A 21,048-nucleotide genomic window follows, 5' to 3' on the forward strand; every position below is an offset into this window, starting at 1 on the left:
TCCCGTCCAGGAGATCCACAGCAGTGAATCGCACCCCATCCGAGGACCGCGCCCACTGGGAGCAGACCGCCGACCGGCTGTTGCTCTCCGTAAGGCCATACGCGACCGACGACCACGCCCTCATCCACCTGCCAGGCACCGCCAGCTTCAACGGCCGGCTCAGCGACGGCCTCGAAGGGTTCGCACGCACCTTCCTGCTAGCCGGCTTCCGGCTCGCCGGAGCGGGCGGCCACGACCCACACGACCTCGCCGGCTGGTACGCCGCCGGGCTCGCCGCAGGCACCGACCCGCACAACTCCAACCGCTGGCCCACCTTCACCGAATGCAACCAGGCCAAGGTGGAGGCCGCGTCCATTGCCCTCGCCCTGCATGAGACCCGGACCCTGGTCTGGGACCGCCTCGACGACCGGGTCCGCCGCCAAGTCCTTGACTGGCTCGCGCCGATGGTCGGCAACGTCATGCCCGGCAACAACTGGATCTGGTTCCAGGCCGTCACCGAGGCATTCGCCCGCACCACAGGGGGCACCTGGAGCCAGGACGACCTCGACCGCGTGATCGCCCTCAACGACGGCTGGTACGCAGGCGACGGCTGGTACTCCGACGGGCTGACCGGCGGCGAGCGGCGCAACTACGACCACTACAACGGCTGGGCCATGCACCTGTACCCGCTGTGGTTCTGCCGCATCCTCGGCGCCGATGCCCCCACCGGCCTCCTCGACCGCTACCGCGCCAGACTGCGCCGTTTCCTCGCCGACCAGCGGCTGCTGATCGGAGCCAACGGCTCCCCGCTCGTCCAGGGCCGCTCGCTGACCTACCGGCACGCCGCCCTCGCCCCGCTGTGGACCGGAGCCCTCTTCGACGCCACCCCGCTGGCACCGGGGGAGACCCGGGCCGCCGCCAACCGCATGCTCGACCACTTCGAGCGGCACGGGGCGACCGACAACCGAGGTCTGCTCACCCTCGGCTGGCACCGCCCCTTCCGCGGCGTGCTCCAGGTGTACTCCGGACCCGCATCGCCGTACTGGGCGTCTAAGGGGTTCATCGGCCTCGCCCTGCCGCCCGAGCACCCCGTCTGGACCGCGCCGCAGCAGCCACTCGCGGTCGAGAGGGGCGACTACACCCATACCTTGGCGGCACCCGGATGGCTCGTCTCCGGAACCGCGTCGGACGGAGTGGTACGCATCGTGAACCACGGCGGCGACCACGCCGACCCGTCCCGCCCGCATGCAGACGACCCCTGCTACGCCCGGTTCGCATACTCCACGCACACCGCGCCCGAGACCCCCGGAGACCCCACCGCTGGACCCGCGTCGTGCGCGGCCACCGACCCTCTCGACAACGCGGTCGCCCTGCTTGATGCGGCGGGACGCACCTCGCACCGCCGCCCCATTGCGCGGATCTCCGTCGACGGTGCCACCGCCGTCTCCCGGTCCCGCGCGCACTGGCCCGAGAACGCCACCTGGGACCCCTTCGGCGGCCCCCGAACACGGTACGCCCCCGGGCCCTGGATCACCGTGGGCTCCGCACTGCGCGGCGCCTTCGAGGTACGGGCGGTCCGGGTCGACCCGGCGCCAGGAGAAGAACGCACGAACGCCGGACACGTCCTGCGCGTGGGCGGCTGGCCCGTGGCGATCGACTCCGGCACCGCACCAGATGCCACCACCGCTGCCACGGCCGAGATCACTGGGACCGGCGGCCTGGTCTCCGGCATCACCGGCGCCACCGGCCTCCCGCACGCACGGATCGCCGTCTCCAGCGGCGGAAACGCGATCGGCGAGCGGTCGGCGATCCCCTTCCTGGAGACTGCGGGACCCGTCGAGCACGGCACGGTCCACGTCGCCCTGATCCGTCTCGGCAATGGCGGCACCCCGCCGGTCGTCACCACCAGGGCTGAGGGGAACGACCTCCTCGTGGACGTCGGCTGGCCCGATGGCAACCAGGACACCATCCGGCTGCCCGGACCCCGCTAGGACAGCCCAGGAGGGGCGGGCTGCCGACATCGTCGGACCCTAGCCGTGCGGCGGCCCTTTGGGGGTCAGTACTGCCAGCCCGCCTGCGCCTTGCGCAGCGCGGTGACCGCACTCTGCTTGCCCTCGATGGCTGACGCCAGATGCTCCACCAGCTGCTGGAGGTTGGCAGGCGCGGACGCGTTCTTCGGCCACACCAGCGGGGTCCCCTCGAGGCCCTGCCGGATCAGTGGGTACGCGGTCGGCGTGGTTGTCGCGTAGGTACCGGAGTGCAGCACACTCTCGCGGTTCGGGTCGATCGCGCTGTTCTTCCGGGTCGTCTCCAGCAGCATCTCGTCGGCCCCCGTTGCCCACGCGATGTACTCCAGTGCCGCCTGCCGGTTCTTCGACAGCGCGGACACGCCCAGCCCGTAGCCCCCGTTGAGAGGGGTGCGCCGGCCTCGGTTAGCGCCGCCGCGCGGGATCGCAACAGCCCCCCACTTCCCGGTGACTTCCGACAGGGTTGGGTCATCGGCCCGTCGCGCGATGCCAGTCCATGTCTCGACCAGCGCCACCTTCCCGCTCAGGAACGAGGCCGTGGAGGCGTCGAGGCCGGTCGCCGTAGGCGTGGGCAGGGCGTTCGGGGCGATGCCGACCAGATGCTGCGCCGCCGCTAGCGCGGCCGGACTGGTCAGCACTGGCCTGCCATAACGGTCCACCAAGTCACCGCCGTAGCCGACGAGTCGGTTGATGAAGGCGCACCCCAGCACCATGGGGTCGGTCTGCCCCGTCACCACCGCTCCGTAGTGCTGACCGCCACCCCCTCTCGTGATCACCTTGGCTATGGCGTCATAGGCGTCCCAGGTCTGCGGCGGGCGCAGCCCGTAGGCGTCGAGCAGTTCCCGGTTGTAGAAGACCAGCTGTTGATCCCCGTCGTACGGGAGCCCGTAGCGGCGCCCCTTGTGAAGGGTGTACGCGTCATAGAGGGACGGCAGGTAGTCACGGGTGTGCAGGTCCGCACGGGCCCGGATCCAGTCGGTCAGATCGACCAGAGCGCCAGCCTCGGCGATCGCGCCGAGCCCGTAGTAGTAGTAATCGAATATGTCGAACTCGCCCTTGCCACTGGTCACGTCCTGGATCACGCGGTCGGTGATCGACGCGTAGTCGACGGCGGTCACCTCAAGAGTGCCTCCCGTCTTCTTCTTCCAAGCGGGCGCCAGAACAGTCGTGTACATCGACGCGTGCGGACTGTTGGCAAGGACTTTGAGCGTGATTCCCTTGAAGTCCGCGGCCGGGGAGGAGGCCCATGCGGGTGCCGTGGCGCCGAGGGTCACGAGGGCCGGAGCGCTCAGCGCGAGGGTGGCACCGCGCAGCACGCTGCGGCGGGTGGGATCGGGCTTTTTGTGGGACAGGTCGGATGACATCGTGGCTCCTTCGTCCTGGGAGCATTCGGATGCGGCCAAGGCGCTGCTGCGGCTGCGCCCTGGGAACGCGGATGACAGGCCGGCGCCGCGGCCTACGAACCGCCGCTCCAGCATGAGTCCTTCGCACGGCGCAGCTGGCGAGCGCCGGGGACGATGTGAGGGCGGGTTCCCGGTCTGGAGACCGAGTCGCTCAGGCGCCGTCGCTGCCACATCGTCACGGGGGAGAGGTCCACTTGATGGCCTGAAAGGAATACCGGGCCGTAAGGACACCTGACAAGCAGGTAGACAAGTTTCTGGGTAAACGCACAGGATCAGGTAGGTAGGGGGCGGCTGGGCTACCCTCCGGCGGGTGACCCTCTCTTACGACATCAGCGGGGACGGCCCCACCGTCGTGCTGCTTCACTCGTCCGTATGTGACCGCCGCATGTGGGACCCGCAGCTGGCGCCACTACACAAGGCGGGCTACCGCGTGATGCGATGTGACTTCCGTGGGTTCGGCGAAACCCCGGTGGCGGACGGCCCGTTCAGCGACGCCGCGGATGTCTGCGCCCTCCTCGATCACCTGCGCCTCGAGCAGTTCGCCCTGATCGGCTCATCGCACGGTGGAGAGGTCGCCCTCGAGGTGGCGGCGCTGCGCCCAGCTGCGGTCACCGCCGTCGCGTTGTTGTGCGCGGGAATGCCTGGGCACGCGCCGGGTCCCGCGCTCAGCGCCTACACCCGGCGCAAGAAGGCACTGCTGGCCGCGGGTGACATCCCTGGCGCCGTGGAATTGAGCCTGACGACCTGGCTGGGGCCGCAGGCCAACGACAGCGTCCGCGACCGAGTCCGTGACATGCAGCGGCACGCGTACGAGGTCCAGCGTGCCGCCGAGTACACCTCTGCGCCGGCCGGCGTGGACCTGGCACGGATTACCGCGCCCTGCCTGGCTGTGTCGGGAGCACACGACATGGCGGACTTCCGGGATATCGCCGGCCGTCTTCCGGGCCGGGTCGATCGCGCACGCCACCTCGAACTCCCTTGGGCCGGGCACTTCCCCGGTCTTGAGCGGTCCGGCGAGGTGTCCGAGGTGCTCACAGGCTTCCTGGCCGAGACCTGGCCCGTCCGGTCCTGAAATGGGAACGGCCGCGGACGGCCCCGGATCATGTCCAGGCCTGCCCGCGGCCGCGCTATGGCGTAACTGCTCAGCGCGTGTACGGGATCGGGATAGTGCTGCGGATCCTCGTCTTACCGCTGATCATCTTTGTGGCCGCGCCCGCGAGACGCAGGTAGAAGTCCGACGACACGTGCGTACCGTCGGCGTCCAGCGTGAGGAAGTACTGGTCCGAAGGGATCTGCGAGATGTCCGTCGCGGCGGGCGCGATCGCCGTGGCCTCGTCGTACTCGTCGAACATGGCGATGAAGGCGGTCGTGGTACCGCAGTTGGCGACCGCAACAGCCTGATCCCACATGAACTGGCCGGTGCGGCGCGGGATCTCGTTCTTCGGTGAGCCAGCGTGCCAGTTGGACCACGCGAAGCCCGGGTAGATGACCGGCTGGTACTCCTGGCCATTAGCCTTGAGGGCCGCCTGGTCGTCGATGAACAACTGCTGGTCGACGGTCGGGTTGCCAACGTTCCACGGAGACACCATGTTCAGCGCGGCATACACCGGGCCGTAGCCGGGCTTGGCGTTGGCGTCGGTGCGCCAGCCACGCGGCACGCCGCCGATGACATAGCACCCCTGTGCCTTGAACCAATTGATCAGTTCCACTGAACTGTCCACGGTGCCAGGCCTGTTAGTGAAGCCGAGGCCCCACAGATGGACCACTAGCTTGCCCTTCTCCCGCGCGTAGTACGGCGAGGAGGTCAGGTCCAAGGTGCCCGTGATGGTGCCCGTCCAGTCATTCTGGACGGTGGCCACCATGTTGGTGTCGTTGAGACCGCTGAGGTCGTACTCGATGTAGAAGCCACGGCCGTGCTTCTCGGCGGCGTCCCGGGCCTTGGACTGGATGTCGTTGCGCTGCTGCAGGCGTGGCTTGCCGATGTTGACGATGTCGCTGCCGAAGCGCTGGAGCGCCGCGCCGTCGATGCCGTACCTCTTCATCCACTTGAAGTGCTGGTCGATCACAGCGGTTGAGTACGAGCTGAACAGCTTGGCGGCCTCGCCGTTGCCGAGGTTCGCGTAGCCGGTCTGGTATAGCCCGGCGTCGGGGTAGACCGAGATGTCCGGGTACAGCTCGAAGGTCTGGTTGCCCGCCTTCGGAGTGCCGCTGGCCCAGTGGGTCCAGGCATTGAGCGGGGAGTTGTCACCGGCGGCGGCAAACCAGCCCTGGTAGCCCGCGTACACCTTGCCCTTGACTCGCGGCGCCGTTCTGTGGTGCCTCGGCGAAGGCTTCTTGGCCGGGTCGGCGGAGGCGGGAGAGGTACCGCCGATTCCGGCCAGGACGCCTGCGGCTCCTACGCCCAGCGCGCTCGCACCACGAAGGAAATTCCGGCGACTATGAGGTGCCTTGCTCACACGTGCTCCTAGATCTGAAGGTGGTGTGTCGAAACGAGAAGCTGGAACGGAGGGACGGAAACCGACAGTGCTGCGCGCTGGTATCCCGGGAATGCAGGCGACGAAGGGGCCCAGGAGCCGACCAGAGGGCATGGAATCAGATCGCGCCATTCGTCGTAGCCGGCCTGCGCAGGGTGAATGCCGTTAGGCGAGGCCGACGGGGGCAGTGCGTCCTACATTTTCACCAGGTGGACATATAGGTGCCCTTATCGCGGACAGCGTTGGTCACTCGGCGCTGCACGCCACGGTCCGTGCCTGGAGGCCGGCATTGAACTGCGGGGCAACGGTCGCGTCGAAGAACCGTTCTCCGGCCTGACCTCCAGGATGCGGTCGATCGAGACCGAGCAACGGGCCGGGTGTTCGCGACGTCATGATCTTGGCTACTGCAGCAGCAGTGGCCGTTTTGGCCATGATCGCGCAGCTCAGCGGGCCGGTTGTAGGTAGACCCACCGAAGCCGACGGTGCAGTGGTGGGCGATGAGGCGACATGGTTCCCCTGTAGGTTCCCGGATGGCTAATCTGCTAGTCCCCAACACCCCGTCGATAATTTCCGCACGCCTGGATAGGTGTGATATCACAGCGAGTCCTCAGGAATGAGAGGGAGGGATAAAGCTGTCGGGCGGTACGTGGCTCGGTTAGAGCATGTCGGAACGTTTACGTAGGGACTCGGGGCGGTCTCAAGCGAGTGCCAGACGTAGCAAATTCGGTGGATTGTTCGCTGTCAACATCCTGGACTGCTTCGCGCGGCGCGATTTTCCGGGAGGAAACTTTGTGACCTTCCAACGAGGTGCAGATGGGGGCGGTGTGAACTGACGTCGCACGGCAGGGACGTCCCATCGGCCGAAAAGCTGATGGTGCCTTCCGGTAGGGTGTGGAGAGTAACTACTTTTACAGCGCTGGTAAGTACGGCCGACTTCGGGGAACGCGGCCGGTGCGGTCGGACCGTCAGCGGGCGGTGACGGTCAGCCAGTCGGCGAAGCGCCGCCACAACTGCGTACGGGTGTCGGCGAAGTTGTGCATGTGCGCCATGTCGGGAACTACGACGACCGTGACTTCGGGCGCGCGAGGGTAGGCCGCGGGCTCGCTGCGAGGATGGACTGAGACGTCGTACTCGCCGAACGCGAGGAAGACCGGGACGTCGATCAGGTCAGCGAACGGCGCGGTGAGGCCCGGGACCATGCCGTCGGCGGCGATGGCTCGCGAGATGAGTGTGTGGCAGGCGTCCTCGTCGTAGGTCCATAGGTCGTCGGGGACGTCGGGGACGTGGAAGACACCGCGGAAGTTTTCACGTGGGGCGCCGTGGTACATCGGCAGTGCGGAGACGTCAGGCGTGGCCGGGGCGTGGCGGGCCGCGGCTGGCGCATCGCGGAGGCCAGCGATTTCCTTGTGTTCGGGGATGTTGGTGATGACCCGCGGGGAGGCGCCGAAGATCCCCAGAGCCGGGTAGTCTCCGTACTTGCCCTGCTGAATGATGCTGATGAGGCCGCCGAGCGACTGGCCGATGCCGACATACGTGGCGTCCGGCACTGCCGGTAGCGACTCGGTGAGTTCACCTCGCTCCGCGAGCGCCCGCACCTGTTCGTAAACCGCGTGGGAGGCGTCGGCCGCTACTTCCAGAGTCATGAAGTCGCCGTCGTCCGGCCGGGTTGAGTCGCCGCCACCGAGGTAGTCGCAGGCGACGAAGACGACACCGTGGGCGGCCAGCGAGGCTGCCTGGCTGTAACCAGCCCGCCCGGGCGGCTGGAGGTCCCAGTAGCGCCGGTGGTAGGTGCCGCCGGTGACGGCCAGTACGATCACCGGCCGCTCGGCCAGGGCGTGGCGGTCCGCCACCACCGTGGCAGTGATATATATCGGCTCGGCCGTGGGTCGGTCTGTCGGCATCGCCGCCGTCACGTCGACGGCGATGCTGTGGCGGGTGATGCTCAACGCGGGTTCTCCGTCTGTCGGGCGCCTCGGTACGTTCCGCCCGCCACAGGGGGGACGGTCACCTGCGCCGGGCCGACGAAGGGCTATCCGGAACTGAATGTGAACGTTCGCGGTGGGCGGACCGATGCGGCTCGGTTCGAGCGGGACTGTACTTCGGGTTGCGTGCAGCGCTTCGCGCCGGTAGCCGGCGGGGACCGGCCCGAAGCGAGGCGGATGGCCAACCCCCCGATTGGGCCACGAGGGGCCAGCGGTTCGCGGGGCCGCGAGCGCGGCCGCGCAGGTCAGGACGGGTCGTGGTCCGTGGAGAACGCGACGTCCTTCCAACGATCCTGCTCGGCCGCCACGGAACTGAGCTTCTCCGAAACACGGGCGTAGCAGTCCGGGCCGAGCTGCAGACGGAGTGGGGCGTCCGCCTTCCCGCCGATCCGCACGATGGCCGCCGCCGCCTTCGCGGGGTCGCCGGGCTGGTCGTGGTTGACGGTTTCAGCGGTCCGGCGCATGGCACCGGCCGAGTCCGTGTAGTCGTCGATGACGCGAGTCTCGGTGTGCAGGCTCGTACCGTCGAGGAAGTCGGTACGGAAGTATCCGGGTTCCACGATGGTGGTGGAGATACCGAGGGGGCCGACCTCGCGCGCCAGGGCCTCGCTGAAGCCCTCAACCGCGAACTTGGTGGAGTTGTAGACGCCCCAGCCCGCGCTGCCGACGAACCCGCCGACCGACGAAATGTTGATGACATGCCCCGACCGCTGGGCACGCAGAACGGGCAGGGCGGCGCGCAGCACGTTCAGGGTGCCGAAGACGTTGGTGTCGAAGGCCGCGCGGGCGGTCTCGTCCGAGACCTCCTCGACCGCACCTAGGATTCCGCGCCCGGCGTTGTTGACCACCACGTCGATACGGCCGAAGCGGGTGACGGCTTCCTCGATCACGGTGGTGGCCCGGGCGCCGTCGGTGACGTCCAGGGAAGCCGTCCACAGGGACGAGCCGGCGTCCGGGAAGCGCGCCTCGACTGCGGCGGCGTCGCGCGCTGTCGCGGCGACCTGGTGTCCTGCTGCCAGAGCGGCGGCGACGATCTCCGCGCCGAGGCCGCGAGAGGCTCCTGTGACTAGCCAAACGCTCACGGAACTCCTTTCTGTTCAGGTGTGTCCGGGCCGGTTGACTCGGGGGTTTGGTCAACCGGCCCGGCATCCGGCACTCGGTTCATCCCGGGATCGCGCAATGGCTCTGCGCGAACCGGTCGGGTGCCGGAGGCTACTTGGCTGCGCGGTGCGCGTGCCGCGATTCGGGGCCGACGGGAACGCCGCTTGCGCCGTCTGCCTGCGAGCGGGACCGCAGGGGCTCCCCACTGGCGCGCACGATGGCGAGCAGACCGATGCCGACCATCCACAGGTTGAACGGGTAGCCCGCCAAGCGTTCCAGACCGCCTACGCCGAGCCCCGGGATCGGGCTGTGCCCAGCGCGCTGGGACATGGTGAAGAGGGTGCCGCCGACGAGGCCGACGACGCTGGTGAGGATGCCCAGCCAGTGCACCACGGGGTGACTGCGGCGCACCGAGAGGCTCAGCAGCAGGACCGCGACGCTGCCGATCACGAGGTTGGTGGCGCCGAGGGTGTGCAGCGAGAGGTTCTTGTTTTCGGGGGCAAGGCCCACCACGATCTTCAGCAGGCCGGCGAGCAGCAGCAGGAATTCACCGACCCGGGCAGGCTTGGTGTGCGGCCACAGGCGCCACAGCAGCAGTGCGCCGATAATGAGTAGAACACCGGACACCATGAATGACGCGTTCATCATGCCATGCTTGGGCGAGCAGACTCGGGAGACATGCCCCGCGAGCGAGAAGTCACCGCAGGCGGTGTTCCCCAGGTCGCTGATATAATTGCGATTCCAGCTGTAAGAGGGGTCCTTCCAGGCAGCCGAAACAAGGATCTGCGCTGCGAAATACTGGAGAGTCGTGAAAATGAAGACGAGCCCTCCCCAGATCCAGAAATAATGCTTACGGCTGACTGTACTCATTACATTTCCTTCCGCTGTGCCAGTCGGCTCCAACGTACGTCCGGCACAGGGCGCCGACCACTCGGGAATGCAGGAAAGGGGGTAACAATCCGGCCTGCGGGTCACGGTTACATCACGGCTTGTGTGTGTGAGATGGGTGCCGTTGTGAGCAGAGGGCGGGCGCAGGCCGCCCCCGTCCGGGGGAATGTCAGGGGCGGCCCGTCAGTGGTGGCGAGGCCCGTGGGGCCTGCCGCTTATTCCCAGCCGACGACCTTGAAATCCTTGTTCACGAAGACGTGGTGCGGCCAGTTGATGCTGATGTTGTGCACCTCGTACTCGCCGTCGTCGAGCTTGACGACGCGGTCGGCGATACCACCGGGCACGACGGCCTGCGCGGCCTTGGTGGCCTTGTCGGCGGTCGAGCCGCTGACGATCGTGCCCTCACCCTCGGTGTAGTCGGGAATCTTGCCTACCGACTTCGTGGGGGAGGGCGAGCCCTGCTGGAACGCGATCACTCCCGCCGCCTCCGCGGCTGCTGCTCCGCCGTCGCCGTGCGGCTGGACGATGACCTTGGACGCCGTGATGTCGGCACTGTCAACCAGCCCCAAGACGAGGACGCTCGCCCCGTCCTTCAACTCCTTGGCCGATGTGCGGTGACTGTTTTTGGTGAATGTCGTGGAGGCGGTGTCGCTCACCGTGACAGTGACGCCGGTGGCCGTCTTCAAGGTGAATCCTGACGACGACACGGACTGGACAATGCCCGTCGCTCCGCCGTCGGAGGGATCGCTTCGCTGGCCACCGTCCGTGGGACGGGCCGACGGGGACACGGACGGATCCGCCGACGGCGTGGAGGCCAAAGAGGTACCCACCGTTGCAAAGCCGGCCAGGGCACAGGTAAGTACCGCACCGGCAATCAGGGCGGTCTTCTTGTTCATCAGTTGCAGTCCGCCTTTTCGGTGTGTGCGGCGGGTGGTGGCGCTTGCGTCGCCGTCGCCGGACGGGCTTGCCGGGTTAGTCGCATTCATGAGTTGGCTCCTCGGTCGGTTTGATACCAGGGGAATCATTCCTTCCGAAAATGTGAGACGAATTGAAATTACTTAAGAGTTCCCTGTGTTCAGGAAATGCTTGATGCAAGGTAACGCGAATAGCCGATCGGCGGTAACTGAACCGCTGTGATCGGCTTTTCATAGATTATGGAGTGAATCAGGCACTGTACGGATAGGCCTGTATACGACAACGCCGTTGCAGTCGAGGCGGCCTCGCGGGTGGGGGCGGTATTACGGAAGACTGCCCCGAGGGCTGGTTGCCTGGCCGCTCAAGGTGACATTTGTCCTGAGCCATGTGGTCAGTGCCTCGGTGAGCCCGGTCCCTGAAACGGGACTGTCGCCAGCGGCCTTGCGGGCCTCGACGATCTGCTCGACGGTCAGTCGGTGGTAGTTACGAACCATGGCGGCCGCGTGCTGTGGGTCCCGGGAGGCGATGGCGGCGACGATCCGCATGCGCTCAGTGTGCAGCGAGTTCACAACCTGTACAAAGTCGCGGTTGTCGCTTTCGGCAAGCTTCACCGCGAGCTCGATCTGCATCTCGGTGATGAACCGGCACAGTGCGGCAAGCAGGGGGTTGTGCGAGATTGTGGCGAGCGTGTTGAAGAACTCACGCAGGGCTGTGGCGGTCGGGGCCACGCCCTCGCTGGCAGGGATTGCGTGTGACGCCTCCCGGAGTCGGGTGACCTCCTGGTCGCTCGCTTGAGTGGCGGCGAGTTCGGCTGCGTAAGCGTTGAGGGCGCCGAGCAGACCGAAGACTTCACTTCCGCTGACCTTCTCCACCTGGACCAGCGAGGCGATGGACACTGCGAGAAGGGTGTCGCCCTGGGCAGTAATCACCGCCCGGCTGCCGTTGCGTGTGTTGACCAAGCCCATCGCGGTCAGGACGCGGATCGCCTCACGGATGGTGGGTCCGCTGACGTCGTAGTAGGCGGCGAGTTCGCGCTCGGACGGCAGTCGTGAGCCGTCGGGCAGCGTGCCGTCGAGAATCTGTCCGCGCAGGTCCTCAACGATTTGGTCGGCGACTCGCCCGCGGAAGATCCGTGCGGGTGTCTCAGGCATGGACATATCACTCCCCGACGGGATCGGGCATTGGTTCCCCTATCTACTTGGTAGGTTGAAGAACCATAGCATCCCAGCGGCGGACATCGTTCGGCCGCGGGCTGTATTCGCACATCGGGCTCACCGAAGCGCATTCGTATCCGGACAGGCGGTCGATACGGCAGGCAAGTGGACGCGTTGGCGGGGGCGTCAGCGATCCCTTCGCCGGGCGTGGACGATCTGCCCGTTCTCCGCGTAGCAGCCAGATGGTCTCTGTCGGGACGGGGGCCGGCTTCAGAGTGAGGTAGTCGCATCTCAACTGATCATGGAACGCGCGGTTCGAACAGACGTCTTGGTGTGGCGATGGTCCCCGTCTGCGCGCATCCGTAGGCTGTAGTCGACAGCCAGGGAACTGGCAGGCAGCGCGTTTGCCAACGCATCGTCAGCCCGAACGACCTGTCACGCGCACCTTGGTCAAAGTGCAGGATCAGACGATGGCCGCCCCCGTGTCCGGCGAACCCCCCATGTGTGCGGCGGCACAGGCTTGAAGATTTCCACAGTCGTCACACCCAACGGTGGCCGGACTTGCCCGTTGCCTGCCTGGACGGTCCCGCCCGGGAGATCCGCCTGCTCGTCGACCATCGCGATGACCTGATTGCCGAGCGAACCAGGGTCATCAAGCGACTGCGCTGGCACCTGCGCGAGATCGACCCCAGTCTGGACCCGCCAGCCCGTTGTCTCATCCGCACCAAGCAGCTCCAGGCGCTCGCCAAGGAGCTGGCCGTTCGGGACGGAACCGTGGCCTGCCTGGCCCGGTGCCTGCTGGAGCAGTGCTCTCGGCTCACCGCCGAGAATCCGCTCTTTCGAAGCGGAAATCAGCGTCTTGGTGACCGACTCAGCGCCCAGCCTGCTGGCCATCCCCGGCTGCGGCATTCTCAATGCGGCGAAGATCCTCGTAGAGACGGCCGACATCCGTCGATTCGGGGCCAAGAGCGCCTACACCCGCTACAACGGCACCGTGCCGCTCCCCGTATGGTCGGGCAACCGCGCACGCATCGACTCTGCCGGACCGGCAATCGCCAACTCAACGCAGCCCTGCACCGGATGGCCATCACGCAGGCGCACTACCACCCAGATGCCGCATCTGTCACCCAAACCTGCATCAGACCCGTCCGTGGCCAACTCGCTGTGAAGTTTTGGGTGTTGTTCCCACATCTGGACAAGAGGCAGCGGCGGCTGCTGATGGGGGCCGAGGCCAGGATCCTGGGGCGCGGCGACATTCGGGCGGACGCGCGCGGCGGCGCGGCTCGAACCCGTGCCCGACGGCTGGCTACCCTTTCGTACGGGTGCAGTACGGGTCGCGAGTGCGGTTCGTCAGCACATGCGGCTGATCCTCAGCACGGTGGCCAGGAGGACCGGGTCGCGGCCGCGGGGTACGACCACGCACTGGCCCATCGTGGTGCCCGTTTTCGAACTGGCGGTTGAGTCCTCGGTCTGGCGTTCGACCCCTGGGACGCCCTTATGACCCTTGAGAGTGACGGCTGCATATTCGCCAGATGATCTGACATGTTCAGGGCACGGTAGGAAACTCGACGACTGAGCCATCGGAGACCGTGATGACGCATCCCTCCGAAGAAGATCTCTGGCCCCTTGGCGACGACAGCGGCCTGCGGGCGGTTGGGCAGGCCAGAAATGTGACCCGTGGGTTCCTGGCCCTGGCCGCGCCGGAGGGCGAGGACGCGGTGGATACCGTGCTGCTGGTGATGTCGGAGCTGTTCACCAACGCGGTGCGGCATGCCGGCGGGGCGACCGGGTTCAGGCTGGAGGCCGGACCGGGAACGGTGACCGTAGCGGTCCACGATGCCAGCACCGTTTCTCCGCGCTCCCTGCCTCCGGATCTCACCAGGCAGGGCGGCTTCGGCTGGCTTCTGGTGCAGGAGCTGACGGTGGACGTGCGGGTCGAGGTCCGTGCGGCGGGCAAGACGGTGGCGGCTGTCGTGCCGTGCCCCACCGCCGTCACATCGCACAGCTGAACAGGTGTTGCTGATTCCTCGATCGGTCGTTAGCCAGGCCGTGGAGGATCGTGATGACGACCTTGTGCCCTTCGCGGCTCTGCTGGGGGGGGGCTACTGGCTGGAACCGGCGTTCGATGATCAGCGCGATGCGGTGGGGTGCGAACACGTCACCGATCTGCTTCGGAGCTGCCGGGCCGCCATAGTCGTCTTCGCCGCAGTCACTGTGGCTGCGGCAATGGTCGCAGTCATGGTGTAGGCCGTGTGCGAGCCGCCACTACTGGTCGGGCTTCTGGCCCACTTTCTCACGCCCAGCAGACTCTCCGCCGGGGAACCGGGCCCCTCATACTGCTTGCCAACCCGCCCTCAAGCTGCCCTGTTCGAAGACTGACCTGCGATGAATCCGAGCCGGACACCTCACATCAGAGCGAGAGGGCGACTGACCGAGGAGCCACCACGTCGGCGAACGGGGTCCACACATCGGGCGTCGTCAGCGGAGTGGTGTCGGCGCCGTCGGCCAGCGCAGCTTCGAGGACCTCGGTGAAGTCTCCGCTGGCGATGGTCTCCACGGGACACTCCGGGCATTCCCCGGTCATGGCATGCCCGTTCGCGGAAGTAGACACGGCGCGGGTGTGCGCGAACACCTCCGTCGGCGCGGACCGCGTACCAGCTCCCCGGCTGTTCCTCGTGTGGGGGCGCTGCAGCGACGCCCGGGTATCTCGGTAGATGGATGTGGTCGTCGTGGACGCGGATCACGAAGATCTGGTCCAGGCTGTCGCAGCTGTCCGGCTCGGGCGCCTCCTGCTCACCCCATGCGATGGCCTGCTCGCGGCTGCCGGGACCCCGCAGGTACTCCGCCGGAAAAGTTGGGGGCTTCGGTGATCAGCGTCTTTTACGCGTCCGGCCGGTGGCAGCAAGACGTCTTCTCGGGGACACCACCTGAACCTGGAGACGCCCACGACAATACAACGACGGACGAGACCATGTTGGCCAGGTTCCATCGAGAGGCCCGCATCGGGATGCAGATGCGGCATCCCAACATCACCCACACGATTCAGTTCGTCGAATCTCCGGAACACGCGCTGATCATGGAGTTGATTGAGGGACGTCAACTTGCCGATTATCTCAATGAGGTGGGTGTGTTGTCTCCTGCGGAGACCGCCCACATCGGAAAGGATCTGGGCGAGGCTTTGCGGTACATGGATTCCGTGGGCTTGTACCGGATCGACATCAAGCCGTCGAATGTCGTCCTTCACCCGACTCGCGGTGCTGTGATCGTCGACCTTGGCCTAGCCCGAGCTCTGGAAGAAAGCGGCAGGGAGTTGACACAGATCGGCGTGTTGATCGGAACGCCGAGCTACATGGCGCCAGAGCAGGTAATTGACGGTGGGGGAGACATCAGGGCCGACCTGTTCGCACTGGGCATGGTGCTCTACCGGTGCCTTGTCGGCCGATCGCCTTACGAGAGCTCCAGTGCCGTTGCCAGTCTCCACAGGCTCATCACTGAGGACATCTCGGTGGACGGCCCGGCGGGGTCGCCCGCCCTGCGAAACGTGCTGAGCAGGTGCCTGACTCGTGATCCCGAACTTCGCTATCAGAAGCCGCAGGACTTCCTCGTGGAACTTGAGGCAACACCTGAGTTCTGGGAGGAACCACGATTGATGCCAGACGCAGGATGACTCGAAGCGACTACGGTCGCCGGTCGGCTGGTCGTGTCGCACCCGCGTAGTCGTCTCCCCGATACCGATAGGGCTCGATCCGGATCGGCTTGCCAGGGCGGGGCGCATCGATCATTTGTCCGTCTCCGACGTACAGGCCGACGTGATGAATGCCGCCGTTCGGCCTGCCGTAGAACACGAGGTCTCCAGCTCTGAGGAGCTGCCCGGAAGGTACCTGCGGGCCCGCGTCGAACTGTTCCTGGGCGGTTCGGGGCAGGGAGATGCCCGCGGCAGCGTAGGCCGCCTTGGTCAGTCCGGAGCAGTCGAAACCGGTGTCGCCGGTGCCGGGACCGTTGCCGCCCCATTCGTAGGGCAGGCCGAGCTGCCCCTCTGCGTAGTTGATCGCTTCCCGGGCGGCTGAGCTCGGTGCGGTGTTCGCGCCGAATCCCTCGCTGCTTTCGTATGTCTGGGCCTGGGCGAGGACATCGGCGACGTACCAGTCGGCGTGGTTGTAGGCCTTGATGGCGCCGGGTAGGTCCTTGCCGTCTCGGGCGCCGGCGTCGCACAGGTACGCGGCAGCCGCGTAGACGGCGTCGTGCGGATCGTAGGGAGAGGGCGGGTTGGCCCCGCCCTCGGGCGGTGGGTGTTTGGCGACGACGCTTCGGAAGGTGGAGAGAAGGAACTGCATTGGGCCACGGGCACCGGCGTCGTTGGTGCCGTTGCGTACACCGGGGAGTGGGGAACGTCCGTGGTCCGATTCAACTTTGCCGATGGCCGCCAGGACGGACCACTCCAGCCCGGGGCAGGTGGCGGCGGCGTTCATGTACAGCCCGAGGTAGTCACCTGGGATGTCCGTGATCGCGGCGGAGCTGGGTTGGGTGCTACTGCTTCCGAAGGCCGACAACATGCCTCCCGCGCCGGCCGCGGCCAGAACGAATAGCAGGATCACGGCTCCTAGGACCGCGGAGGCGACCTTCGCCATGTTGGATCACCGGCCGGGGCGGCGGGGCGTGGGCCTGGGCGCCAATGGATGTGGCGCTGTGAGGTCGTGGGAGGGATCTCCGCCCACGGTGGTCGAGGGTGAAGAGGCAGAGCTCAATGGTGTCAACTGCGGCCAGAAATTGCCGAGTTCAGCGAGTCGGAGACGCCGCGGGGCGGGCTGTTGGGAGTCCAGAGGCTGCCAGCGGGCGGCGGAGGGGTCATGCTGTTGGCCGTCGTGGAAGTCGGCACTGGAAGTAGCCACCGGGACCAGCGAGGGATCGTCGAGTGTGCCGAGAGCCGCGACCAGGGCGCGACGGATGCGGGCTTCCCGACGGACGGTGGGCACCCAGATCAGGAGCGGTGTGGTGATGCCGGTGGTGGCGGCGAGTTTTGCGTAGCCGGGCAGTTTCGCGCCGACGCGGTCGGGGCGTTCTGTGCCGAAGTCGAACTCCAGGAACCACTCGAACGCGGTGTGCTGTTCGTGCCAACGACCGTAGCCGTCGGGACGCACGATGTCGCCGAAGTGTGTGCCGCAGCGGGCCTCGGACCACCACGTCGTGAGTTGCCCCGAGGCCTTGGGGGTGCGGGAAGAGGCGATGAGAGCAGTGAAGAAGGCGTTGGTTTCGACGGTGTGGGCCAACCGCAGGGAGTGGGCGATACCGATGGAACGTTCGTGGCGGAAGTTGAGGGTACGGGGATCCAGACCGTCTTCGCGGGCCAGGACAGTGGCGCCGGCGACGTCGAGGACGTAGTGCATGGGCGCCGTGCCGGAGGTGATGAACGGCTGGAACCGGTCGACCAGACGCCACTTGTACAGCTGGAGGAGGCGGCTGTTGGCGGCGCGGGCGGAGGGGAACGCAATCTCGGTGATCTGGTGGGTGGTGAGCACCTTGTGCTCGTAGAGCATGCGAGCGAGCCAGCGGTCGCGGTCTGTGAGGTGCTGGGCGAGCTGGGCTATGAACTCGCCGGTGGTGGCCGGGCGTTGGCCAGGACGCTCGGGCCGGTGCCCGCGTAGGGCCCGTTGCGGAGTGGGATTGGTGATCACGAGTTGAGCTCCTTCGGGAATCAGGAGGTGCGGCGCGGGTCGGTGACCGGCTGTCCGCTGGACTTCTTGCGTGTGGAGACCGGCTGGGGCACGGCATTGCGGCGGGCGGCCGCGCGGATCTGCTTTGCCCGGCCAGGTATCGGCGGGGGAAGCTGTTCAGTGACCGCAGTGAAGGAGGGCGCTTCGGCACCGCTGACAACGGGGCGTACTGCGGCGTGGAAGGCATCGAGGTTGGACAGATCGTGAGCGTTCAGCCGTGGCTCGGTGTGCCGGGCGAGGTGGCGGGCGTCCTCGGGGGAGGCGTTGAAGAAGATCTTGGTGCGGGCGTTGGTGCTGATGCCCTCCTCCAGTTCCTTGGGCAGCTGCCGCAAGTACTGGTGAGCGAGCGTCATCGAGAGCCGATAGCCGCGGGCCTCGGCGAGCATGTCCTCAAGCGGATACGGCAGATTGAGGAAGTTGTGTGCCTCGTCCAGGTAGAGCCCGGCGTCCTGCCGCTTCCCCTGGGGGATGCGGGCTCGGCGGGTGGCGGCCTGCCAGGTGCGGGCGACGACGATGGAGCCCATCAGGTGTGCGGTCTCGGTGCCCAGTGCGTCCTTGGCGATGCGCACCAGGCAGATTCCGCCGTCGAGCACCTGGTCCATGTCGACGGTGGAGGGCCCGCCGGCGAGTGCGTCGCGGACGAAGGGGCGCAGCAGGAATCCGCGCAGCTTGTTCATCAACGGGGCGGTGACCTGGGCGCGGGCTAGGCCGGATAGATCGTCGTACCAGGACCAGAAGCCACGAAGGACGGGGTCGCGGACCTGGTCGACAGCGCGTTGCCGGAAGGCGGGGGCCGACAGCAGTTTGGGCAGGTCGGTCAGGACGGGAGTGCCGGGCAACTCGCGCAGGGTGAGTAGGCCGGCGCGCAGGATGTCGTCGGTGCGTGGTCCCCAGCTGCTCGCGTAGACCCGGGAGAAGATGCTCACCAGGTTGTCGACGGTCCGCGCTGCGTCGGCGCCTTCGAGCGGGTTGAGGATGGGAGGCCGGCTCCGGCTGTCGGCGTCGAAGAGCACCACCTTGTTGCCGAGTTCCTCCGGCAGGCGCATCAAGACGTCGGTGATCAGGTCGCCCTTGGGGTCGACGACGATCAGGCCGCGTCCCGCGTCGGCATCAGCCAGGATCATGCGGGCCATGAGTTCGGATTTGCCTGATCCGGTGGCGCCGAGGATGTGCAGGTGATGGCGGGTGTCCGGCACTCGTACGCCGACCGGGCGGGTGTGTCCGGAGTCGGTGAGGCCAATTGGGCGGACTGCCAGGCCAGTTGTAGCCACCCCGGGTGGCGGTGGCACGGCACGGGCACCAGCGCGTTGCAGGGCGGGGATGGCCTCGTCCCACGGCAGATGGGCGACGGCTGCCATCTCCGGGATGGACAGTAAGTCACCGCCGCCGAGGCGCCGTTGGGCGAGATACCGCAGTGGGCGGCGGAGCCGGGCGCGACGGTAGTAGTTGTGCTCGGTGAACGTGGCGAACGCTGAGGCGATCGCGTGACACCGGCCACGCATCCGGCCTCGTAAGGCAGCACGCTGCTCGGCGCCCAGGCTTTCAGCAACAACCGCAGTGACGACGTAGCGCACCCGGGTCTCATAGGAGGCGCCGCGCTGCTTGGCCACGATCACCTTGTCCTCGGCAGAGGTTTCCAGCATGGTCTGCCGGTCGACCACCGGGGCGGCACGACGGTGGCGCGAGCGCGGGTGCTGGCCGGGGGTGAGCAGGTCCAGCAGGAGGCCGACAGGACGAGTGGAGCGACCGGCGCGTGCATGCCGAGCTGCTCGGCGAGCTCTGATCACGCGGTGTCCGGTCACCGGGCGAGCCAGGATTTGGACGACGGCCTGCTCGTGCGGGCCGAGGCCGACGGGGGCGCCGAGCAGAGCGCGGATCGGGTCGGCCGGGAAGTTGGTGCGGATGGGCAGGGCTTCGGTCCGGGCCAAGCGCATCTCGCCCCCGGCCACTTCGACCTCCTGGCCGGGGGCCGAAACGACTAGCGGTGGTGCGGGAGTGGTACGGGTGCGGGCTCCCGGCCAGGCGGCCTCAATGGCTCGCTCCACCATCCCGGGCGGGATTACGCCGGGCACCCACAGCTGAATGCGGATGGTCTCGCGGTCGAAGACGTACTCCCAGGCCAGGTGCGGCTGGCCGGTCAGGCGGCGACCAGGCCGGCCGCAGCAGCCCCAGCAGATTCGCCCACAGTGCTTCGGCGCCAGCCGGGTCGGCGGTGGGCGGCGGCAGCACTGTGACGATCCGGGCGTCCGAGTTGAGCATCCGGCGGCAGCACCGGTGCCACCACCAGCGCGCCGCGCCCACGCCGACCGCGGCGAACACCAGTACAGGGCTCGCCACGGGCCACCAGAGGATGACCCATCGCGTGATGTGACCCAGTGCCGCGTGCAAGGTGCCGCTGGGATCGCGCAGATAGTTCCCCAGTGGTGAATCGGAGTCCGTTGGACCTGCGAGGCGTGATGCAGCCAGCAGGAGGTGGCGGGTGAGCATGTCAGGGGTCTCCACGTGAGGTGACGACGTAGCAGGTCAGGCGGCAGGGTCCCGGTGCGGTGCAGGGGCCAGATCGCTGGACGGAGCCGATGCCGGCGTCATTGGTCCGGGGACGCCGTGTGCGAGTCGTAGATCGCCGAGTTGAGGGCGGCGCGTTCGGCGTTCGGCGTCGACTTCGGCCTGCCAGGCGCGGAACGTGCGGCCCTTGAGCCGCTTCAGGAAGTGCGGAATGCGGTTGGCGGGGATTCCCACCAGACGCGGTCCGAGGAGGGCCAACAGGTCGCTGGCTTCTTGCGAGTTCCATCCGGCGGCGGCGATGGATTCTTCGTTGGGGAAGACATCAGCCACGCGGTCGCAGTCGATGTCGAGCGCGGCGTCCTGGGTGCCGCCGAAGCTGTAGACCCAAAGGAAGTTGGTCGGCGGGTTCGGTTCCACCAAGGCGCGGAACCTGCCGATCTCTTTGGTATACGCGTAGAAGTTCGTTGCGGACCGCGCGCGGATGACGTGGAGCCAGGCGAGCAGGTAGTCGTCGGAGAAGAAGTCTCCGCTGTCGTGGATCCTGACCCAGGCACCGAGGAACTTGCGCGCTCCGAGCTCCGCGATCAGGGACTGTCGCCAGCCGGACAGGTCGTCGAGCACGAACTGCAGATTGGACTGGTGCTTGGCTTTCACGGCTGGCCATGTGTAGGTGCCGTGGCGCGCGTAGCAGACGTGGCGGCAAATACCCGCGGAAGGACAGGTGTTGTAGCTACGGCCATCGGGAAGTCGGCCCGCCCACGCGGGTAGGGACCAGTTCCACACACCGATCGCGCGCATCTCCCGGTTCTGGGCCAGCAGCCGCGAGGGACGAGGATATGAGTGGGGCGGAGTGGAGTCGGGAGGCGACATGGGGACTCCCCTCGGGAAGAGGAATGTGATGTAGGGCGA

At 67.1% G+C, this 21,048-nt stretch carries 18 protein-coding genes; 5 read left to right on the forward strand and 13 right to left on the reverse strand.

What is annotated here, in order from left to right:
* Nucleotides 1–23: 23 nt before the first annotated feature.
* On the forward strand, nucleotides 24–1,970 hold the full coding sequence (locus ACIP6U_RS42455; protein ID WP_401728249.1) for a DUF2264 domain-containing protein: 1,947 nt from the start codon (nucleotides 24–26) through the stop codon (nucleotides 1,968–1,970).
* 65 nt (nucleotides 1,971–2,035) lie between these two features.
* Here the strand turns inward: ACIP6U_RS42455 and ACIP6U_RS42460 are convergent, their stop codons facing one another.
* Nucleotides 2,036–3,370 (reverse strand): ABC transporter substrate-binding protein, encoded by a 1,335-nt coding sequence (locus ACIP6U_RS42460; RefSeq protein ID WP_401728250.1) that lies wholly within the window; start codon nucleotides 3,368–3,370, stop codon nucleotides 2,036–2,038.
* 349 nt (nucleotides 3,371–3,719) lie between these two features.
* On the opposite strand from ACIP6U_RS42460, the gene ACIP6U_RS42465 reads away from it, so the two are divergent.
* Entirely contained in the window at nucleotides 3,720–4,481 is a 762-nt protein-coding gene (locus tag ACIP6U_RS42465; RefSeq protein WP_401728251.1) for an alpha/beta fold hydrolase, read from the forward strand.
* Between the two features lie 70 nt (nucleotides 4,482–4,551).
* Here the strand turns inward: ACIP6U_RS42465 and ACIP6U_RS42470 are convergent, their stop codons facing one another.
* The 7 genes from ACIP6U_RS42470 to ACIP6U_RS42500 all read right to left on the reverse strand — a co-directional run bounded on the left by ACIP6U_RS42470 (nucleotide 4,552) and on the right by ACIP6U_RS42500 (nucleotide 12,817).
* Nucleotides 4,552–5,865, reverse strand: a complete 1,314-nt coding sequence (locus ACIP6U_RS42470) for a glycoside hydrolase family 71/99-like protein (RefSeq protein ID WP_401728253.1) — start codon at nucleotides 5,863–5,865, stop codon at nucleotides 4,552–4,554.
* 983 nt (nucleotides 5,866–6,848) lie between these two features.
* Entirely contained in the window at nucleotides 6,849–7,829 is a 981-nt protein-coding gene (locus ACIP6U_RS42475) for an alpha/beta hydrolase (RefSeq protein WP_401728255.1), read from the reverse strand.
* 281 nt (nucleotides 7,830–8,110) lie between these two features.
* Nucleotides 8,111–8,947, reverse strand: a complete 837-nt coding sequence (locus tag ACIP6U_RS42480) for an oxidoreductase (RefSeq protein ID WP_401728257.1) — start codon at nucleotides 8,945–8,947, stop codon at nucleotides 8,111–8,113.
* A 130-nt stretch (nucleotides 8,948–9,077) separates the two neighbouring features.
* On the reverse strand, nucleotides 9,078–9,836 hold the full coding sequence (locus tag ACIP6U_RS42485; RefSeq protein WP_401728259.1) for a DUF998 domain-containing protein: 759 nt from the start codon (nucleotides 9,834–9,836) through the stop codon (nucleotides 9,078–9,080).
* A gap of 233 nt (nucleotides 9,837–10,069) precedes the next feature.
* Complete coding sequence (locus ACIP6U_RS42490) at nucleotides 10,070–10,840, reverse strand: hypothetical protein (RefSeq protein ID WP_401728260.1); 771 nt, start codon at nucleotides 10,838–10,840, stop codon at nucleotides 10,070–10,072.
* 252 nt (nucleotides 10,841–11,092) lie between these two features.
* Entirely contained in the window at nucleotides 11,093–11,920 is an 828-nt protein-coding gene (locus tag ACIP6U_RS42495; protein ID WP_401728262.1) for a FadR/GntR family transcriptional regulator, read from the reverse strand.
* A 453-nt stretch (nucleotides 11,921–12,373) separates the two neighbouring features.
* Complete coding sequence (locus tag ACIP6U_RS42500; protein WP_401728334.1) at nucleotides 12,374–12,817, reverse strand: hypothetical protein; 444 nt, start codon at nucleotides 12,815–12,817, stop codon at nucleotides 12,374–12,376.
* On the opposite strand from ACIP6U_RS42500, the gene ACIP6U_RS42505 reads away from it, so the two are divergent.
* On the forward strand, nucleotides 12,786–13,091 hold the full coding sequence (locus ACIP6U_RS42505; protein ID WP_401728264.1) for a transposase: 306 nt from the start codon (nucleotides 12,786–12,788) through the stop codon (nucleotides 13,089–13,091). The genes ACIP6U_RS42500 and ACIP6U_RS42505 overlap by 32 nt on opposite strands.
* Nucleotides 13,092–13,515: 424 nt before the next feature.
* A complete protein-coding gene (locus ACIP6U_RS42510; protein WP_401728266.1) occupies nucleotides 13,516–13,932 on the forward strand; it encodes an ATP-binding protein in 417 nt (138 codons plus the stop codon).
* Nucleotides 13,933–14,333: 401 nt separating this feature from the next.
* Here ACIP6U_RS42510 and ACIP6U_RS42515 read toward each other — a convergent pair whose 3' ends face one another.
* Nucleotides 14,334–14,480: a hypothetical protein gene (locus ACIP6U_RS42515; RefSeq protein WP_401728268.1), complete on the reverse strand. Its 147-nt coding sequence runs from the start codon at nucleotides 14,478–14,480 to the stop codon at nucleotides 14,334–14,336.
* Between the two features lie 243 nt (nucleotides 14,481–14,723).
* Here ACIP6U_RS42515 and ACIP6U_RS42520 point away from each other — a divergent pair, with 243 nt between their 5' ends.
* The gene (locus ACIP6U_RS42520; protein ID WP_401728269.1) at nucleotides 14,724–15,590 is read left to right on the forward strand and encodes a serine/threonine-protein kinase; all 867 of its coding nucleotides are present in this window, start codon (nucleotides 14,724–14,726) and stop codon (nucleotides 15,588–15,590) included.
* 10 nt (nucleotides 15,591–15,600) lie between these two features.
* Here ACIP6U_RS42520 and ACIP6U_RS42525 read toward each other — a convergent pair whose 3' ends face one another.
* The 4 genes from ACIP6U_RS42525 to ACIP6U_RS42540 all read right to left on the reverse strand — a co-directional run bounded on the left by ACIP6U_RS42525 (nucleotide 15,601) and on the right by ACIP6U_RS42540 (nucleotide 21,009).
* Entirely contained in the window at nucleotides 15,601–16,551 is a 951-nt protein-coding gene (locus ACIP6U_RS42525; protein WP_401728270.1) for an NlpC/P60 family protein, read from the reverse strand.
* Between the two features lie 6 nt (nucleotides 16,552–16,557).
* Complete coding sequence (locus ACIP6U_RS42530) at nucleotides 16,558–17,595, reverse strand: replication-relaxation family protein (RefSeq protein WP_401728272.1); 1,038 nt, start codon at nucleotides 17,593–17,595, stop codon at nucleotides 16,558–16,560.
* 20 nt (nucleotides 17,596–17,615) lie between these two features.
* Entirely contained in the window at nucleotides 17,616–19,583 is a 1,968-nt protein-coding gene (locus ACIP6U_RS42535) for a type IV secretory system conjugative DNA transfer family protein (protein ID WP_401728274.1), read from the reverse strand.
* 574 nt (nucleotides 19,584–20,157) lie between these two features.
* Nucleotides 20,158–21,009 (reverse strand): hypothetical protein, encoded by an 852-nt coding sequence (locus tag ACIP6U_RS42540; protein WP_401728276.1) that lies wholly within the window; start codon nucleotides 21,007–21,009, stop codon nucleotides 20,158–20,160.
* Nucleotides 21,010–21,048 lie beyond the last annotated feature (39 nt).

This window comes from Streptomyces sp. NPDC088794, from assembly GCF_044750545.1.
Taxonomy (GTDB): Bacteria; Actinomycetota; Actinomycetes; order Streptomycetales; family Streptomycetaceae; genus Streptomyces.

Coding starts and splice junctions, on each gene's coding strand:
- ACIP6U_RS42460 (WP_401728250.1), bottom strand. CDS start 3,370: ATGTCATCCGACCTGTCCCACAAAAAGCCCGATCCCACCCGCCGCAGC.
- ACIP6U_RS42485 (WP_401728259.1), bottom strand. CDS start 9,836: ATGAGTACAGTCAGCCGTAAGCATTATTTCTGGATCTGGGGAGGGCTC.
- ACIP6U_RS42490 (WP_401728260.1), bottom strand. CDS start 10,840: ATGAATGCGACTAACCCGGCAAGCCCGTCCGGCGACGGCGACGCAAGC.
- ACIP6U_RS42495 (WP_401728262.1), bottom strand. CDS start 11,920: ATGCCTGAGACACCCGCACGGATCTTCCGCGGGCGAGTCGCCGACCAA.
- ACIP6U_RS42500 (WP_401728334.1), bottom strand. CDS start 12,817: ATGGCCAGCAGGCTGGGCGCTGAGTCGGTCACCAAGACGCTGATTTCC.
- ACIP6U_RS42510 (WP_401728266.1), top strand. CDS start 13,516: ATGACGCATCCCTCCGAAGAAGATCTCTGGCCCCTTGGCGACGACAGC.
- ACIP6U_RS42520 (WP_401728269.1), top strand. CDS start 14,724: ATGCGATGGCCTGCTCGCGGCTGCCGGGACCCCGCAGGTACTCCGCCG.
- ACIP6U_RS42525 (WP_401728270.1), bottom strand. CDS start 16,551: ATGGCGAAGGTCGCCTCCGCGGTCCTAGGAGCCGTGATCCTGCTATTC.
- ACIP6U_RS42540 (WP_401728276.1), bottom strand. CDS start 21,009: ATGTCGCCTCCCGACTCCACTCCGCCCCACTCATATCCTCGTCCCTCG.